Source organism: Micromonospora sp. NPDC050187 (genome assembly GCF_044459745.1).
GTDB lineage: Bacteria > Actinomycetota > Actinomycetes > Mycobacteriales > Micromonosporaceae > Micromonospora.
Genome location: NZ_JBITJH010000018.1, coordinates 1 through 15,639 on the forward strand (window position 1 = coordinate 1; position 15,639 = coordinate 15,639).

Here is a 15,639-nt window from a genome sequence, read left to right on the forward strand (position 1 = left end):
CTGCGCCCGCTCCGCGGACGACAACCGTCTCCCTGGCATGAACCCTCATCCTCACGAGAATCCACCCCGTTGCAACAACCACTTGAACCCAAGGCGGTCGGTTGTCGAGAAAGTCACCGTTGATGTGGTCGACGTGCAGGGTGAGCGGAGCGCCCTGCCAGTTTGCTCCGGTGCCGCACCCCTCGCACTCTTCGGGTAACCCGATGGCGGCCAGGGCGCGCTTCAGTCGGCTGTCGGCCACCCGCCGCGATCCGTCCGGCAGTCTCACGAGCAGGAGGGGCGCTGGGATACGGCGACCACGTGTCCCACGATTGTGGGCCTGACCCGTGAAGTGGGAGGTGTCGATGCCGAACCGTTTGAGCTGACGGCTGATGTGGGCGTGCGAGCCGCCGCTGAGCCGGACGCCCAGCAGGCGCATCACCTCGGTGACGTTCCGAGCGCGAGCCGCCGCGTCGGCGAGCGCCTGCGGGGTGTGGCGGTAACGGGTCACGCACGCACGGTATCGGCCCGGTGTGACGGTTTCCGTCGACGGTATCGGCGCGGACCCTGTGCGGCGGCCGGTGACGCCTCAGTCCAGGCCGAGGTCGCGGCGCAGCTTGGCGACGTGTCCGGTGGCCCGGACGTTGTAGAGCGCCCGCTCGATCTTTCCGTCCTCGTCGACGACGAAGGTGGACCGGATCACCCCGGTGACCGTCCGGCCGTACATCTGCTTCTCGCCGAACGCCCCGTACGCGGTGAGCACCGCCTTGTCGGTGTCGGAGACCAGGGGGAAGGTGACGGCGTCGCGCTCGCGGAACTTCGCCAGCTTCTCCGGCTTGTCCGGGGAGATGCCGACCACCTCGTACCCGGCCGCCTGGAGCGAGGCGAGCGAGTCGCGGAAGTCACAGGCCTGCTTCGTGCAGCCCGGGGTCATCGCGGCCGGGTAGGCGTACAGGATCACCTTGCGGCCACGCAGGTCGGTCAGGGAGAGCGTGCTGCCGGTGTCGGTCGGCAGGGTGAAGTCCGGCGCGGGGTCGCCGGGGCTGAGACGGTGCGGCGCGGTCATGTCCGAGACCCTACGGCCTCCGGTCCCGGCCGCGGCGTGACCCCACGGCCCGTGTCCCGCCCCGACCCCACCGACCCCACCGCCCCTACCCGGCCCGCTCGGGTCGGAGGTGCCCGATGCCGGCCGGGCGGCGGGGGGTCGCCTCGGTGACCGCGCGGCTCGCGGCGTGCAGCCGGAACACCCCGGCCAGGGTCGCCCCCGCCCCGGTCACCAGGATCAGCGTGACCACCAGCCGGACGGGTTGGGCCGGCCAGGGCAGCGGGGGCACCGAGCGGGCGAGCACCGCCGCGTTGGTCACCCCGGCGAACAGCGCCAGGCAGGCACCGGCCAGGGCCAGTCCGAAGTCGGCGGCGGCGTGCCGGGTCAGCGTCCACCCGCCGGCGGCGACCGCCCCGAGTCCGGTGATGAGTGCCCACGTCTGGCCGGTCAACAGGGTGACGAGCAGTCCGCCGGCCCCTTCGGCCCCCGCGTCGAGGGCCCGGCCGACCGCGACCGCGACGGCGGCCAGGCCACCGGCGGCGAGCAGCGCGCCGAGCCCGGCCAGGGCCCGCCGGCCCGCCGGGGCGCCGGCCGGTGCCAGCCCGAGCGCGCCCACCGCGAGCGTGCCGAGGGCCACCGCCGCCCACCACGGGTACGGGTCCGGCGGCGGCACCCAGTCCAGGGTGCCCCGCAGCTCCACGGCGGCCTCGCCGTCGCGCAGCGGCACCACCCAGTCGCGTACCCGGTGTTCCCGGTCGGGGGCGGCGCCGACCTGCGGCGGCGGGCCGGACTCCCGCCACAGCGCCCGCTGGTCGTGCCAGCGGGCCACCGGCTCGTCGTCGACGCGTTTCCAGGACGGCTCGGCGGTCGGGTCGGCGTCGGCGGGCACGGGGGTCTCGCCGGCGAGGGTCCGGTTCAGGTACGTCGCCGGCGAGCGGACGTTCTCGTACACCCCGTCGGGGCGCACCTGGAGGTACGGCTCGCCGGAGTACCCGAGCACGGTGACCGTCCGGCCGGTGCGGTTGCGCAGTTCCAGCCGCGCGCCCGCCTCCACCGTCCGGACGTCCACGCCGTCGCGGGCCGGGGCCAGCCCGGTCACCCCGACCCGGTAGTCGCTGCCGTTCGGGGCGTCCGCGCCGTGCGCCGCGGCCGGGGCGGCGGTCGCCAGCAGCGCGACGAGTGCCCCGACCAGGGACACTCCCGCCCGGAGCAGCAGCGACCGGATCACCGGGCGGCTGCCTCGACGGCCGCGGTGATGGCGTCCGGGGTCGGGTTCTCGACCGGCTTGCCGTCGACCAGGACGGTCGGCGTGCCGGTGATCCCGGCCCGGCTGGCCTCCTCGGTGACGTGCTCGGTCCACGGCTTGAAGGTCCCCTCGCGCAGGCAGGAGGCGAACCCGTCCCGGTCGATGCCGACGCCGGCGGCGATGTCGGTCAGCTCGTCGTCGCTGAGGCCCGCGCCGCCCTCCGGCGGCTGCCGCTCGAAGAGCGCCCCGGCGTACTCGCGGTACCGGCCGCCCTCGGCGGCGCAGCCGGACGCGGCCGACGCGCGGGTGGAGTACTCGGTGCTCGAGAAGCGGTTGAGGTACGCGACCGGGTGGTACACCACCCGGACCTTGCCCTGTTCGACGAGCGTGTTCAGGGTGGGGCCGCTGAGCTGCTCGAACTGCTTGCAGGCCGGGCAGATGAAGTCCTCGTACACGTCGACGGTGACCGGGCCGGAACCGGCCACGATCCCGGTGCCGGCGTCGTTCGCGCCGGTCGGCGGGGTGAACTCGTCGGAGCGCTGCCCGGCGTAGATGCTCCACCCGATCAGCCCGGCGATCACCAGCACCGCCACGGCGGCCACCGAGGTCCAGAGCGTCCGGCGTCGGCGTCGTTCCCGGGCGAGCTGCTCGCGGACCACCCGGGAGGCGTCCTTCTGCCCCTTGCGACTACTCATCCTCGTCCTCCGTGGCCGGTGTGCCCGCCAGCCACCCGTCCACCGAGGCGGGGGTGCGGGGCCAGATCAGCAGGAACCCGGCGAGCGCCAGGAAACCCAGGTCCCGGAGGATCTCCGGGAGGTAGGCGGGGCTCTCGCCGGCGGCGAGAGCCCCGCCGCCGCCGAAGCACCCGCAGTCGATGGCGAGCCCCCGCGTCCAGGCGGAGACGATGCCCACGACGAAGACCACGAGCAGCGCCGCCGAGAGGCCGGCGGTGAGCCGGGTGGCCAACCCGACGAGCAGCAGGACGCCGAGCGCCAGCTCCACGAAGGGCAGCGCCGCGCCGACCACCATCGCCAGGTCGTACGGCATGACCTGGTAGGCGTTGACGGCGCGCCCGGAGCCGGCCAGGTCGCCGACCTTGCTGCCGCCGGCGGCGAACCACACCGCGGCGAGGCCGAGCCGGGCGGCGACGGCGAGCCAGGGACGCAGGAGGGGCCAGCTGACGACCCGGGGGCGGGGTGCGGTCACGGTCATTGGTCGCTCCGATCCACCGTGAAGTTCCGTCGCTTCCACCGCCCCGCCTCCGGCTCAGCTACCCAGGGCGTCGCCGACCGCCTCGATCAGGTCGCCCCGGGCCCGGGCCACCCGGGACCGGATGGTGCCCACCGGCACGCCGCCGACCGCCGCCGCCTCGGCGTACGACAGGCCGAGGAGCTGGGTGAGGACGAACGCCTCGCGTCGGTCGGCGGGAAGTCGGCGGAGCAGGTCGGCGGCGCCGAAGTGCCCGGCCGGGTCGGGGTGCGGCCGGTCGGTGTACGCCTGTGCGGCGAGCCGCTCGTCGAGCCGTCGCCGCCGGACCACGGTGCGCAGGTGGTCGGCGCAGGTGCGTCGGGCGATGCCGAGCAGCCAGGTGCGGGCGCTGGCCCGTCCCTCGAACGCCGGCAGTGCCCGGAACGCCCGCAGGTAGGTCTCCTGGGTGAGGTCGTCGGCGTTGTCCGGGTCGATCAACGCGGCGACGAAGCGCCACACCTCGGCCTGGGTGAGTCGCACGAACGCGGCCTGGGCGACCGGGTCGCCGTCGCGGGCGGTGAGCGCCCAGTGGGTCGCCGGGTCGGGCCCGGGAGTGGTGGGGTCGGCCCGGTCGTGCGGCGTCGCCCACACGGGTTTGTCCGGGGGGGCGGCGGGGCGGCCGGCCCCGGCGGCGTCCAACGGCGCGGGGATCACGACACTCCAGGTTACGCGGAGACAACGGAACGAACAGAGACCTTAGGCACTTCCATGGCGTGCGCCACGCCGGGAACCAACCGGGCCCGGCCACCGACTATCCCACCATGACATGCGACGACGTACGCGCGGCGCTGTCGGCGCGGCTGGATGGCGAGGATCCGGGCACGCCGCCGGCCACGCTGGACGCGCACATCTCCACGTGCTCCGGATGCCGGAGCTGGCTGGCCCGGGCCGAACAGGTGACCCGGCTCGTCCGGGTGCAGGCCGTGGACGTGCCGGATCTCACCGCCTCGGTGCTGGCGGCGGTGGCCGCCGACGAGCAGGCCACCCGGGCCGCGGCCACGGCGGCGGTCCGGGCCCGTCGGCAGGTGCTGCGGGTGGCGGTGGCGGTGGCTGCGGCCGCCCAGCTCGCCATCGCGCTGCCGATCCTCCTCGCCGGCCTCGGGGTGGCCGCCGTCGACCCGCACACCAGCCGGGAGATGGCGTCCTTCGACGTGGCGCTCGCGGTGGGCTTCGCGCTGGCCGCGTACCGGCCGGAGCGGGCCCAGGCGTTCGTGCCGGTGGCCTTCGTGCTGGCGGTCTGCCTGGCCGGCACCAGCGCGGTGGACATCGCCAACTCGACGACCGCCCTGGTGCACGAGATCGGTCACCTGGCCGCGGTGGTCCAGGCCGGTCTGCTCTGGGCGCTGGGCCGCGCCACCCGCCAGGTGGACGCCCCGCTCGCGGCTCCCGCCGTCGCGGGACCGAGGTGACCTGGGTCGTCAGCGGCCCTGTCCTTCGGCGAGCATTGCGCACATGACAGCTCCGACACCCCTGCCGCGCCGTGCCGGCGCGGCTCATCCGCTCGCCCGCCTGGCCGCCGGGGCCGGCCTGCTGGTCGTCCTGGTGGCCCTGCTGCTCGTCCCGGCCGGGCCGGCGAGTGCGCACGCGGTGCTGGTGAGCAGCAGCCCGGCCGCGTCGGCCGTGGTGCCGAGCGCCCCGGCCGAGGTGGTGTTGACCTTCAGCGAGTCGGTCCGGCAGGTCCCCGACAAGATCCGGGTGATCGCCCCGGACGGGTCGCGGGCCGACCGGGGCGGGCCGGTCTTCGAGGGCGGTGTGGTGACCGTGCCGGTCGACCCGGAGGGCGGGCGCGGCACCTACCTGATCAGCTACCGGGTGATCTCGGCCGACAGCCACCCGGTGTCCGGGGCGTTCACCTACTCGGTCGGCGCGCCGTCGACGCCGCCGGTCGACTCCGGGGCGGACAGCCGCGCCGACCCGGCGGTGGGCCTGACGATCAAGGTCGCCAAGTACCTCACCTACGCCGGTCTGCTGCTGCTGGTCGGGCCGGTGCTGATCTTCAGCGCCTTCTGGCCCCGGCGGCTCTCCCGCACCGGGCCGGCCCGCGTCACCTGGACGGGCTTCGCGCTGGTGGCCGCCGGCACCCTGGCGGGACTCTGGGCCCAGGCGCCGTACACCACCGGCGGCGGGCTCCTCGACGTCGACGGGGCGAGCCTGCGGGACGTGCTCGGCAGCGACTTCGGCCTGGCTCACCTGGTCCGGCTCGGGCTGCTGGCCGCGTCGGCGTTCCTGCTCCGGCCGCTGCTGGCCGGTCGGGAGGGCCGGGCGGACCGGGTGATCCTGGCCGTCCTCGGCGTCGCCGCGCTGTTCACCTGGCCGCTGGCCGGGCACCCGGCGGCCTCGCCCGCTCCGGCGCTGTCGGTCTTCGCCGACGCCGTGCACCTGGGCAGCATGGCGGTCTGGCTGGGCGGACTGGTGGTGCTCGCCGGCTTCCTGCTGCGGTCGGCCGAGGAGCACGAGCTGGACGCCATCCTGCCGGTCTGGTCGCGCTGGGCGGCGATCGCCGTGGTGGCCCTCCTGCTCGCCGGCACGGTGAACGCGCTGATCGAGGTGGGCAGCCCCGGCGCGCTCGTCGACACCACCTACGGCCGGCTGCTGATCGCCAAGATCGCACTGTTCGCGCTGGTGGTCGGGGTGGCGGCGGTCTCGCGCAACCTGGTACGCCGGTGGCGGGAGACGGCCCGGCCGAAGCCGCTGCGCCGGGCGCTATGGCTGGAGCTGGCGGTCGCCGCGGTGGTGCTGGGGGTCACCGCCACGCTGGTGCAGACCACGCCGGCCCGCACCGCCGGAGCCGACATCGCCGGGACCGACAGCACCCTCTTCAGCACCACGGTGACCAGCTCGCTCTACTCCCTCCAGGTGGAGGTGGACCCGGCCGAGCCGGGCAGCAACTCCGTGCACCTGTACGCGTACCAACCGGACAACCGGCCGCAGCCGGTGGTGGAGTGGAGGGCCACCATCGCGCTGCCGTCGGCCGGGATCGAGCCGATCGAGATCCCGCTGCTGCCGCTGACCGACAACCACGCCACCGGGGAGATCAACCTGCCGGCGTCGGGGGAGTGGCAGCTCCGGGTCACCGCACGTACGTCAGAGATCGACCAGGCCACGGTGACCACCACCGTGCCCGTCCGTTAAGGAAGGTCCCATCCCATGATCCGTCACCGGCGCATCGCGGCAGCCGCCGCCGCTCTCGCCCTCGGCACCGTCGGCACCGCCGTCCTCGGCTTCGCCGGGTCGGCCTCGGCGCACGTCACGGTCAACCCGCAGGAGGCCGCCCAGGGCAGCTACGGCCGGTTCGCGTTCCGGGTGCCGAACGAGAGCGACACCGCCTCGACCGTGAAGGTGGAGGTGGTGCTGCCGGAGAACGCCCCGGTCGGCTCGGTGTCCACCATGCCCGTGTCCGGGTGGACAGTGACAGTGGAGAAGCGCAGGGTCGACCCACCGGTGGAGGTGCACGGCAGCCAGCTGTCCGAGGTCGTGTCGAAGCTCACCTGGACGGCTGCCGCGGGCGGCGGGGTCAAGCCGGGCGAGTTCCAGGAGTTCCCGGTGTCGATGGGGCCGCTGCCGCAGACCGAGCAGATGGTCTTCAAGGCCCTCCAGACCTACTCGGACGGCAACGTGCAGCGCTGGATCGAGGAGCCCACCCCGGGCGGCGAGGAGCCGGAGAGCCCGGCACCGGTGCTGGCCCTCGCCGCGGCGGCTCCGTCGGCCGCGCCCACGGCCCCGGACGCCGCTGACGACGACAACGACGAGGCGTCGGACGACACCGGCCTCGCCACCGGGCTCGGGGTCGCCGGGCTGGTCGCCGGCCTCGCCGGGCTGGGGTTGGGCGGTGCCGCGTTCGCGCGTACCCGACGGGGGCCGGCGCAGGACGCCTGAGCCGCCAGCACGTCCGCACCGGCCCCGTCGGGTGTCCCGACGGGGCCGGCTCGTCGAGGCCGCTGTCCGCTTGATTCCGATATCCGGGGATTGCGCCACTTGTCTGGGTAAGGTCGTCCAGGTACCCGGCTCAGGAGGAGGACGACACGGATGCGGTTCGCGCGGGCGCTTGCCGGAATGCTGTTGCTGGTCATCGGAATCCCGGCGCTCGTCGCCGGCGGTGCGCTCTGGATCGTCGCCCACCGGGCCGACCCCGACGGCGAGTTCCGCGCCCGGTTCGAGCCGGTCACGACCACCGGCCACGCGGTGGTCGTCACCGACCTGCCCGACCTGCTGCGCCGGGACGCGCCGTTCGTCCACGCCGGGGCGAACCGGCTCCGGCTGACCGCCCGTACCGCCGACGGGCCCGCCTTCCTCGGGCTGGCCCCGACCGCCGAGGTGGACCGCTGGCTGGGCGACGCGCCCCGGGCCACCCTGACCCGCGTGGTGGTGGCCCGGGGCGCGCTGCCCGCGCGGGTGGAACCGGCGGGCCGCGCCGAACCCGCCGACCCGGCACCCGGCCCGCTCGGCCGGCCCTTCTGGACGCGTGAGGGCGTCGGCGTGCTGGAGTGGAACCCGGCCGAGTTCGGCGACCAACCGCTGAGTCTGGTGCTGATGCACCCGGACGGCCGGGCGGGCCTGGCCCTCGACGTCCGGGCCGAACTGCGGCCCGGCTGGCTCACCCCGGCCCGGTGGGCGCTGCCCGCCGGTGGTGCGCTCCTGGTGGCCCTCGCCCTGCTGCTCCTGCTGCGTCCGCCCCGCCCCCGGGAGGTGGTCTTCGTGGTCGAACCCGACCAGGTGCCGATCCTCGCCCAGCGGCTCGGCGTCACCTCGCTCAGCGCGCTCGGGTCGTCGTCCGGCGACCCGGCCCCGGCCGAGCGGACGTTGGTGGCGGTGGGGTCGGGTGGTCGTCCCGCCATCGGGCCGGTCCCCGGCCGCCCGGCCACCCTGGCGGACCTGCCCGCCGACCGGCGCGCGACGGAGGGGGACCGTCAGCCGGTTCCATCCGGCCTGGTCTGGCCACCACTGTCGCCCGGTGAAACCGGTGGGGCGGCCCCGGGGAGCGGGGATCGGGACTGATCCGGGGCCCGGACGGCGGATGGCCCTCCGCGCTGCCGACGCGGAGGGCCACCTTCACCGGGGGATCGGTGCTACCTGAGAGAACGTCTGAGGTAGGTGGTACCAGATTAGCCGGAAATCACGTTACCCGTCAGTTCTGTCCATTTGATGCAAGTTTCGTCTTGGGGCGCCAGCGGATCCACCGGGGCGGTCGCGCGCGGGGCACGTGCGGGCCCGCCTCGGCCACCCGGTCCCCGGCGGCCGGTCGCACCGGCAGCACCACCAGCAGCAGCAGCGAGAGCAGCACGTAGGTGTTGCGGGTCAGCACGTCGACCGGGTCGTCGGTGCGGGCCGGACCGGCCCCCCAGTCCTGGAACGAGACCACCCCGTAGGCGATCACCAGGTACGTGGCCACGGCCGCCACCACCAACCACCGGATGCGGACCCGCCGGACAGCCGGATCGGAGTCGTCGGCCGCCGGCCGGGTGCGGTCCGGGCGCAGCCCGGCGTCGAGCATGATCACCACGGCCGGGATGAACCAGTAGATGTGGTGGGTCCAGGTGATCGGGCTGACCAGCCCGCCGACCAGGCCGGTCAGGGTCAGCCCGGTGAGCGCGTCACCGGCCCGCGCCGCCCGCCACGCCCTCCACAGCCCGTAGGCGGTGACCGCCGCGACCAGCAGCAGCCAGACCAGCCGGTCCGGCTGCTCGGGCACGGTGAAGCGGCTCAGCAGCCCGAACAGGGACTGGTTGCCGGTGTAGTCGGTACGTCCCACCCGGTCGGTGGCCCACAGCTCGTGGGTCCAGAACCGCCACGAGTCGCGCGGTGCGACCGCCGCCGCCAGCAGTGTCGCCGCCGCGGCGGTCGCGCTCGCCACGGCCGCCGCCCGCCAGCGCCGGGTCACCAGCAGGTAGACGATGAAGATGCCCGGGAAGAGCTTGAGCGCCGTCGCCAACCCCACCGCCACCCCGGCCCAGCGACTTCCCCGGGGTACGGCGAAGAGCAGGTCGGTCAGGATCAGCACCACCAGCAGCATGTTGATCTGACCGAAGGTGATGGTCTCCCGGGTGCTCTCCACCGCGAAGGCGAGCAGCACCGCCACGGTCAGGGTGAACAGGCGGGGCAGGTCGTGCCGGGCGACCAGCGGGCCGACCAGCCATCGGGTGGTCACCACCACGCCGATCGCGGTGAGCACCGTGAAGACGGTGATGGTCGCGCCGAGCGGGAGCATCGCGAACGGTCGCAGCAGCAGCGCGCTGAACGGCGGGTAGGTGAAGTAGAGGGCGCCCTGGACCCGGTCCGGCTGGCTGTAGTCGTAGAGCGGGTTGCCCGCCGCCCACCACTCCATCGCCCGCATGTAGATCTTCAGGTCGAAGAAGTCGTGTACGAGTCCCGGCAGGTAGAGGGCGGGCAGCACGGCGACGAGAGCCAGCACGGTCAGGAGCCGGCGGACCCTGCGCCCGCCCGGGTCCTCCTCGACCAGGGCGGACGGAGCGGCAGGTTCGGCTGGCACGGGGAAACCCTAACGGTCGTCCCGCCCGACGGTGCGCAGGCGCGGGCCGTCTGCGCTGCGCGTAGTCTGTTCCGGTGGCTGATCTTCTCGTCTGGATCGACTGTGAGATGACCGGGTTGGACCTCGGCAGGGATGCCCTGATCGAGGTCGCCGCGCTCGTCACCGATCCCGACCTCAACGTGCTCGGCGACGGCGTGGACGTGGTCATCCACGCCGACGAGGAGAAACTGGCCGGGATGCCGGACATCGTCCGGACGATGCACGAGAAGTCCGGCCTCACCGAGGAGGTGCGCCGCTCCGCGGTCACCCTCGCCGAGGCCGAGGACCTGGTGCTGGAGTACGTCACCAGCTTCGTCAAGGACCCGCGTACCGCCCCGCTCTGCGGCAACTCCATCGCCACCGACCGGGGCTTCCTCGCCCGGGACATGCCCCGCCTCGACGGTCACCTGCACTACCGGATGATCGACGTCTCCTCGATCAAGGAACTCTGCCGGCGCTGGTACCCGCGCGTGTACTTCGGGCAGCCGGCCAAGGGGCTGGCGCACCGGGCGCTGGCCGACATCCGGGAGAGCATCCGGGAGCTGGAGTACTACCGCCGCACCCTGTTCGTTCCGCTCCCCGGGCCGGACGTGGAGACCGCCAAGGCGATCGCCGCCGAGCTGTAGGTCCGGGGCACCGTAACCCGCTGGACGTAGCCGCCAGGGATATGGCTATGATTAGCCGGTGCCACGGCTGGATCGGTGATCCGGGTTTGGTCGGCATGGTGGCTGTAGCTCAGTTGGCAGAGCACCGGGTTGTGGTCCCGGTTGTCGTGGGTTCAATTCCCATCAGTCACCCCAGTTGGCGATGAGCCCCCTCTACGGAGGGGGCTCATCGCTTTTCTCCCGCCCCGTCCCGCGCTCCCCGAGGGGCGCCTCTGTTGAAGTTCATGGATGTCACCGAGGGCGATCCATGGTAACCGCCGGTAGCGTACGTAGCATGACTACTGTTACGCCTCGCCAGGCACCGACAACCGTGATCCTGGCCGCCGTGGTGTTCCTGCTCGCCGGTCTCCAGGGCGTCCTGCGCATGTACGACAGCGTCGGCGGCGCGGCCGGGGTCGTCGTCGCCCTCATCGCGGCGGTGATCTACCTCGCCATCGCGTTCGGACTCTGGAAGGGCAACAAGATCGCCTGGATCCTCGCCGTCATCGGTGGCGCGCTGGCCCTGCTGAACATCCTCGGTGGAGAGTGGCTGTCCTTCGTCGCCGGTGTCGTCCTGCTCGTGCTCCTGCTGCTCCCGCAGTCGCGACAGTGGTTCAACCGGCCGTGAACGGAGACGGCCGGGGTGACCCGCCTCCACCGCAGGCCACCCCGGCTGTCATCCGCTGATCGTCAGCGTCCGGTCACGGCGTCGTCGACGGCGTCGCCCCCGGCTCGTACGGCAGGGCACTGCCCTTGACGTACTCGTCCCAGCTCATGTTCCAGTCCGTCCAACCGTTGCCGTTCTGGAGCTTGCGCTCGGTGCCCTTGACGGTGACCGGGTCACCGATTCGGGTCTGGTTGAACAGCCACGCCCCGTCCTTCATCGAGACGTTCACGCAGCCGTGCGAGACGTTGACCCGGCCCTGCTGCCCCTCCGACCAGGGCGCGGCGTGGATGAACTCCCCGCCCCAGGTGAGCCGCTGCGCGAAGTCGATGTCGGTGCGGTAGCCCTCGTCCGGCCCCAGCTCGTCGAAGGTGTCGAAGACCGTCTCCTTCAGCTTCTCGATGACCACCATCGTCCCGCTGGACGACGGGGTGCTCTTCTTGCCGAGGCTGACCGGAATCGTCTTGATCACCTTGCCGTCCCGGGTGACCGTCATCCGCTTGGTCTTGTTGTCGACGGTCATCACCGTCGCCGCACCGACCTTGATGTCCACGGTCAGGTCGGCCCGTCCGTACCAGCCGGCACCCATCGGCAGGCCGCCGGCCTGCACCCGGTACTGCACCGTGCTGCCCGCCTGCCAGAACTCCTTCGGCCGGTAGCGGATCTCGGTCGGGCTGACCCAGTGCCAGATGCCCTCCTGCGGCGGGTCGGAGCGGACGGTCATCCGGCTCTGCACGTCGTCGCGGTAGTCCTCCGGGACCGCCCGGCCGAACTTGACGATCAGCGGCATGCCGACCCCGACCACCTGGCCGTCGCCGAGGAAGCTGGTCACCCGCACCTGGTTGGCCGGCTTGGCCATCGTGGTGAAGGAGTGCGTCGCGGTCGCGGCCTTCCCGTCCGAGCCGGTCGCCGTCACGGTGGCCGTGTACGTCGCGCCGTACTTCAGCGCACCGGACGGCAGCCAGCTCTTCCCGTCGGCGGCGAGCGCACCCTCGACGACCGCTCCGGCCGGGTCCTTCAGCTCGACGGTCGTCTCCTGGGCCTTCTCGGCGGCGAAGGTGATCCCGGTCGAGGCCGGCACGTCCTTCGCGTCGGCCGCCGGAGCGGTGATCGCCACGGTCGCCTCGGGCGCCTTCTCGCTGGCGCCCGGCGGAGCCGCCGGCCCGTCGCCGCCACCACCGGTACAACCCGAGGTCAGCGCGAGCGCGACGGCGAGCACCACCGCCGCGAACCCGCCACGTCGCCGGCCGCGCCGGGCGCCCCCGCTCCGGATCAGCTGGTTCTGGTCAGCTCGCATGATGTCCTCACAGTCGTGGTCCCGGAAACCATCGTCCCTCAAGAGACGCAGGGAACCTCGTACCCGTTTCGGGGCGTGAAGGAAAACACGCGACCCCGGTCGATCAGAGCGCCAGCGTGGCGCCCTGACCACCGTCCGGCACGGGCAGCGCGCTGCCCTTGACGAACTCCGCCCAGCTCAGGCTCCACGCCGTCCAGCCGTTACCGGCTGCGAGCTTACGCTCCGTGCCGGTAATGGTGATCGGATCGCCGACCAGGGTCTTGCTGAACAGCCAGCGCGCATTGTCCATGGAGACGTTCACGCAGCCGTGCGAGACGTTGCGTCGCCCCTGGTGCTGGACGGACCACGGGGCCGCGTGGATGTACTCGCCACCCCAGGTGAGCCGCTGCGCGAAGTCGATGTCGGTGACGTAGCGGTTGGCGGGGTCGGGGTCGTCGCGGGTGTCGAAGACCGTGGCCTCCTTCTTCTCCATCACGACCATCGTGCCACTGGAGGAGGGGGTCGACTTCTTGCCGAGGCTCACCGGCACGGTCCTGACCGCCTGGCCGTTCTCGTACACGGTCATCTGCTTGGTGGCGTTCGCCACCTTCATCTCGAAGGCCCGGCCGATCTTCGCGCTGGCCCGGCGGTCGACGTTGCCGTACTTCCCGTTGCTCAGCGGAATGCCCTCCAGGGCGATCCGGACGGTGATCCTGGTGCCCGGCGTCCAGTACTCGACGCCACGGTAGTAGGCCTGCGTGCCGTTGGACACCCAGTGCCAGGCACCCGGCTGCGGCGGGTCGGTCTGGACGAACATCCGCTTCTGCACCGCCGCCCGGTCCTTCTTCGGGATGCCCGGGGAGAACTCGGTGACCACCGGCATCGCCACGCCGTAGGTCTTGTCGTCGAAGAGGTAGAGCCCGGAGCCGATCACCGACTTCGGCTTCTTCATCGTGGTGAAGGTGCTGGTGCCGGTCACCTGGCCGGCGGCACCGGTGCCGGTGACCGTGGCGGTGTAGCGGGTGCCGTACTTCAGCGGGGTGCCCGGCACCCAGGACGAGCCGTCGGTACGCACCGCGCCCGCGACCCGCTTGCCGTCGGCCGTGGTGAGCGTGACGTCGGTGATCTTCACGTCCGGGGTCCCGGCGGTGATCTCCGTGCTCACCGGCCGGTTGCTCGCCCCGTCGGCCGGACTGACCGGAACGGTCCCCCCGTTCGGGGCCGGTGCCCCGCTCTCCTGGCCGCCCACCGGTGCCGCCACGCCCGTCTCGGGTGCCCCCGAGGGACCGCCGCCCACGAACGCCGGCTTCTGCGGATCGGGGCCGCAGCCCGTCAGTGCCACCGACGCTGTCACAGCCAGAGCGCACACCATCGCCCCGGCCCGCGCGAACCTGCCCATCCCCACCTCAGTTCTTTGCGTGCCTGGCGGACATCGTGCCGCATCGGCGCATGCGGCTGATCCCCAGTGACCGGAACCCTGGGCTGTTTGCCCGCTTTTGGGGGTTAATCTCGTCCGAAGAGGTGAGGAGGGGATCGGATTGGAACCCCGCTCAGACTGCGTGCTAAGGTTCTCTCCGTTGCCAACGAGCGCCGCTAGCTCAACTGGCAGAGCAGCGGACTCTTAATCCGCGGGTTCGGGGTTCGAGTCCCTGGCGGCGCACCAGCAATAAAGGCTCTGACCTGGGGTTTCGCCCTGGGTTGGAGCCTTTTTCGTTTCCTCGTCGATGGTCCGGTGCTCGGTGGGTGCTCGGGAGCCGTTGGACGGTCGCGGGTTCCGGTGGACGGGTGGCGTGACGGTGGACGTCCGGGCCGGTGGTGGCGGTGATGTCAGCCAGGAAGGTTGGCGGGAAGTCCGCAACGCGTCGCCGTCCTGGTGCCCCTACGCTTGCGGCATGGACCGGGCCTATGCCGCGCCAGACGACCTCCCGATCTCGGCCGTGCTGCCCGAGTTGCTGCGGAGTATGCGGGAGGGGCAGGTCGTCGACTTCAGTGAGCAGGACGAGCCGGTGGCTGCGGTCGTTCCGTTGGAGGCGGCGAGGGCGGGGCTGGCGGCCCTGGGCAGCTCCGATGAGGGAAGCCGGTGACGGCGCGGGCCGCTCGGTGCCGATGAACCGGTCCGCGGCGACCCCGCATCGGTTGTTGGTTGTCAGGGAATGCCAACGGGCTGGGCTGGCAGCGCCGGCGGGGACCACCGGGGGACGGCCTGTGGCGTAGCGTCGGTCCGGTGGCGCTTGCCTATCCCGTTGTTGATCTTACCGATGGGGCCGTTCGTCTCCGCCCGTGGCGGGAAGATGATCTTGATTGCATTCGAGCCGCTGCCCAGGATCCACGAATCCTCGAGGCCACCACGGTTCCGGAAGTGTTCTCGGTAGATGCGGGACGAGCGTTTGTTCGTCGGAAGTGGAGTCGAGCCGACAGCGGTGAGGGTGTCTCGCTCGCGATCGCTGACGCGGGGACTGATCAGGCGCTCGGTTCGGTCGTGCTCATGCTGCGGCCACAGCCGGGAGTGGCTGGTCTTGGATACTGGCTCATCCCGTCGGCGCTGGGGCGGGGGATCGCGACTCGTGCGGCGAGGCTGGTGTCTTCGTGGGCGTTGGATGTTGCGGGGATCCTGCGGGTGGAGGCGTGGGTGGAGCCGGATAACGAGGCGTCACGGCGGGTTCTCACTGGTGCTGCCTTCGAGCAGGAGGAGGGTGTGCTGCGGAGCTTCCTGGCTTTTCCGGGCCGTCGCGCTGATGCCGTGGTCTTCTCCAAGATCCGAGACGCTCATCTTCGAGGAGCATGAGGAAGCCTCGGCTGGGTTCAGGCGACGTTGACCGGCACTGCTGCCAGCGCCGCCTGGGTACCGCCGAGATGGCGGCGTTGACGGAGGGGCTCCTCTTTGCGGGGTAGCCGAGAGGTGCCTCGGTCCGGCGGGTCGGCCGTGGGCTCTGTGTCTGGTGCCTGGGCCGACCCGCCCTGGTGAGCGGTTGTCTTTACATGACCTGTATGAAGGTCGCCCAGCCGTGTCC

Annotated in this window: 17 protein-coding genes and 2 tRNA genes; 10 read left to right on the forward strand and 9 right to left on the reverse strand. The window is 72.4% G+C overall.

Annotated elements, in window-relative coordinates:
* From ACIBJE_RS23990 to ACIBJE_RS24015, 6 genes are all read right to left on the reverse strand, one after another.
* The coding region (locus tag ACIBJE_RS23990; RefSeq protein ID WP_396751861.1) for a hypothetical protein at nt 1–490 on the reverse strand (490 nt) is incomplete at its 3' end.
* Between the two features lie 78 nt (nt 491–568).
* Complete coding sequence (gene bcp, locus ACIBJE_RS23995; protein ID WP_396751863.1) at nt 569–1,045, reverse strand: thioredoxin-dependent thiol peroxidase; 477 nt, start codon at nt 1,043–1,045, stop codon at nt 569–571.
* 85 nt (nt 1,046–1,130) lie between these two features.
* On the reverse strand, nt 1,131–2,252 hold the full coding sequence (locus ACIBJE_RS24000; RefSeq protein ID WP_396751865.1) for a hypothetical protein: 1,122 nt from the start codon (nt 2,250–2,252) through the stop codon (nt 1,131–1,133).
* Complete coding sequence (locus ACIBJE_RS24005) at nt 2,249–2,965, reverse strand: DsbA family protein (protein WP_396751867.1); 717 nt, start codon at nt 2,963–2,965, stop codon at nt 2,249–2,251. The genes ACIBJE_RS24000 and ACIBJE_RS24005 overlap by 4 nt, the downstream gene beginning before the upstream one ends.
* The gene (locus ACIBJE_RS24010; protein ID WP_396751869.1) at nt 2,958–3,482 is read right to left on the reverse strand and encodes a MauE/DoxX family redox-associated membrane protein; all 525 of its coding nucleotides are present in this window, start codon (nt 3,480–3,482) and stop codon (nt 2,958–2,960) included. The genes ACIBJE_RS24005 and ACIBJE_RS24010 overlap by 8 nt, the downstream gene beginning before the upstream one ends.
* A gap of 54 nt (nt 3,483–3,536) precedes the next feature.
* Nucleotides 3,537–4,109, reverse strand: a complete 573-nt coding sequence (locus ACIBJE_RS24015) for a sigma-70 family RNA polymerase sigma factor (RefSeq protein WP_396752116.1) — start codon at nt 4,107–4,109, stop codon at nt 3,537–3,539.
* A gap of 170 nt (nt 4,110–4,279) precedes the next feature.
* Here ACIBJE_RS24015 and ACIBJE_RS24020 point away from each other — a divergent pair, with 170 nt between their 5' ends.
* From ACIBJE_RS24020 to ACIBJE_RS24035, 4 genes are all read left to right on the forward strand, one after another.
* Entirely contained in the window at nt 4,280–4,927 is a 648-nt protein-coding gene (locus ACIBJE_RS24020; RefSeq protein WP_396751870.1) for a zf-HC2 domain-containing protein, read from the forward strand.
* A gap of 43 nt (nt 4,928–4,970) precedes the next feature.
* Entirely contained in the window at nt 4,971–6,650 is a 1,680-nt protein-coding gene (locus tag ACIBJE_RS24025) for a copper resistance CopC/CopD family protein (protein WP_396751872.1), read from the forward strand.
* 15 nt (nt 6,651–6,665) lie between these two features.
* Entirely contained in the window at nt 6,666–7,394 is a 729-nt protein-coding gene (locus tag ACIBJE_RS24030; protein WP_396751874.1) for a YcnI family protein, read from the forward strand.
* Between the two features lie 150 nt (nt 7,395–7,544).
* On the forward strand, nt 7,545–8,513 hold the full coding sequence (locus ACIBJE_RS24035; protein ID WP_396751876.1) for a hypothetical protein: 969 nt from the start codon (nt 7,545–7,547) through the stop codon (nt 8,511–8,513).
* Nucleotides 8,514–8,643: 130 nt separating this feature from the next.
* On the opposite strand, the gene ACIBJE_RS24040 is transcribed toward ACIBJE_RS24035, so the two are convergent.
* Nucleotides 8,644–10,005, reverse strand: a complete 1,362-nt coding sequence (locus ACIBJE_RS24040) for a glycosyltransferase 87 family protein (RefSeq protein WP_396751878.1) — start codon at nt 10,003–10,005, stop codon at nt 8,644–8,646.
* Nucleotides 10,006–10,079: 74 nt separating this feature from the next.
* Here ACIBJE_RS24040 and orn point away from each other — a divergent pair, with 74 nt between their 5' ends.
* The 3 genes from orn to ACIBJE_RS24055 all read left to right on the forward strand — a co-directional run bounded on the left by orn (nt 10,080) and on the right by ACIBJE_RS24055 (nt 11,316).
* Nucleotides 10,080–10,670 carry an oligoribonuclease gene (gene orn / locus ACIBJE_RS24045; RefSeq protein ID WP_396751881.1) on the forward strand — a complete coding sequence of 197 codons (591 nt, stop codon included), beginning with the start codon at nt 10,080–10,082 and terminating at the stop codon, nt 10,668–10,670.
* A 98-nt stretch (nt 10,671–10,768) separates the two neighbouring features.
* A tRNA-His gene (locus ACIBJE_RS24050) sits at nt 10,769–10,844 on the forward strand.
* 139 nt (nt 10,845–10,983) lie between these two features.
* Nucleotides 10,984–11,316 carry a hypothetical protein gene (locus ACIBJE_RS24055; protein WP_396751883.1) on the forward strand — a complete coding sequence of 111 codons (333 nt, stop codon included), beginning with the start codon at nt 10,984–10,986 and terminating at the stop codon, nt 11,314–11,316.
* 73 nt (nt 11,317–11,389) lie between these two features.
* Here ACIBJE_RS24055 and ACIBJE_RS24060 read toward each other — a convergent pair whose 3' ends face one another.
* Entirely contained in the window at nt 11,390–12,649 is a 1,260-nt protein-coding gene (locus ACIBJE_RS24060; RefSeq protein ID WP_396751885.1) for an Ig-like domain-containing protein, read from the reverse strand.
* A 103-nt stretch (nt 12,650–12,752) separates the two neighbouring features.
* Nucleotides 12,753–14,027 carry an Ig-like domain-containing protein gene (locus ACIBJE_RS24065; protein ID WP_396751887.1) on the reverse strand — a complete coding sequence of 425 codons (1,275 nt, stop codon included), beginning with the start codon at nt 14,025–14,027 and terminating at the stop codon, nt 12,753–12,755.
* 188 nt (nt 14,028–14,215) lie between these two features.
* Here ACIBJE_RS24065 and ACIBJE_RS24070 point away from each other — a divergent pair.
* The 3 genes from ACIBJE_RS24070 to ACIBJE_RS24080 all read left to right on the forward strand — a co-directional run bounded on the left by ACIBJE_RS24070 (nt 14,216) and on the right by ACIBJE_RS24080 (nt 15,413).
* Nucleotides 14,216–14,291, forward strand: a tRNA-Lys gene (locus ACIBJE_RS24070).
* 229 nt (nt 14,292–14,520) lie between these two features.
* Entirely contained in the window at nt 14,521–14,712 is a 192-nt protein-coding gene (locus ACIBJE_RS24075; RefSeq protein WP_396751889.1) for a hypothetical protein, read from the forward strand.
* 140 nt (nt 14,713–14,852) lie between these two features.
* Nucleotides 14,853–15,413 carry a GNAT family N-acetyltransferase gene (locus ACIBJE_RS24080; protein WP_396751892.1) on the forward strand — a complete coding sequence of 187 codons (561 nt, stop codon included), beginning with the start codon at nt 14,853–14,855 and terminating at the stop codon, nt 15,411–15,413.
* Nucleotides 15,414–15,639 lie beyond the last annotated feature (226 nt).

Bases quoted from the DNA above. Each gene is read 5' to 3' on its own strand.
- ACIBJE_RS24055 (WP_396751883.1), top strand. From the start codon at position 10,984: ATGACTACTGTTACGCCTCGCCAGGCACCGACAACCGTGATCCTGGCC.
- ACIBJE_RS24060 (WP_396751885.1), bottom strand. From the start codon at position 12,649: ATGCGAGCTGACCAGAACCAGCTGATCCGGAGCGGGGGCGCCCGGCGC.
- bcp (WP_396751863.1), bottom strand. From the start codon at position 1,045: ATGACCGCGCCGCACCGTCTCAGCCCCGGCGACCCCGCGCCGGACTTC.
- ACIBJE_RS24075 (WP_396751889.1), top strand. From the start codon at position 14,521: ATGGACCGGGCCTATGCCGCGCCAGACGACCTCCCGATCTCGGCCGTG.
- ACIBJE_RS24025 (WP_396751872.1), top strand. From the start codon at position 4,971: ATGACAGCTCCGACACCCCTGCCGCGCCGTGCCGGCGCGGCTCATCCG.
- ACIBJE_RS24030 (WP_396751874.1), top strand. From the start codon at position 6,666: ATGATCCGTCACCGGCGCATCGCGGCAGCCGCCGCCGCTCTCGCCCTC.
- ACIBJE_RS24035 (WP_396751876.1), top strand. From the start codon at position 7,545: ATGCGGTTCGCGCGGGCGCTTGCCGGAATGCTGTTGCTGGTCATCGGA.
- ACIBJE_RS24005 (WP_396751867.1), bottom strand. From the start codon at position 2,965: ATGAGTAGTCGCAAGGGGCAGAAGGACGCCTCCCGGGTGGTCCGCGAG.
- ACIBJE_RS24065 (WP_396751887.1), bottom strand. From the start codon at position 14,027: ATGGGCAGGTTCGCGCGGGCCGGGGCGATGGTGTGCGCTCTGGCTGTG.
- ACIBJE_RS24020 (WP_396751870.1), top strand. From the start codon at position 4,280: ATGACATGCGACGACGTACGCGCGGCGCTGTCGGCGCGGCTGGATGGC.
- ACIBJE_RS24010 (WP_396751869.1), bottom strand. From the start codon at position 3,482: ATGACCGTGACCGCACCCCGCCCCCGGGTCGTCAGCTGGCCCCTCCTG.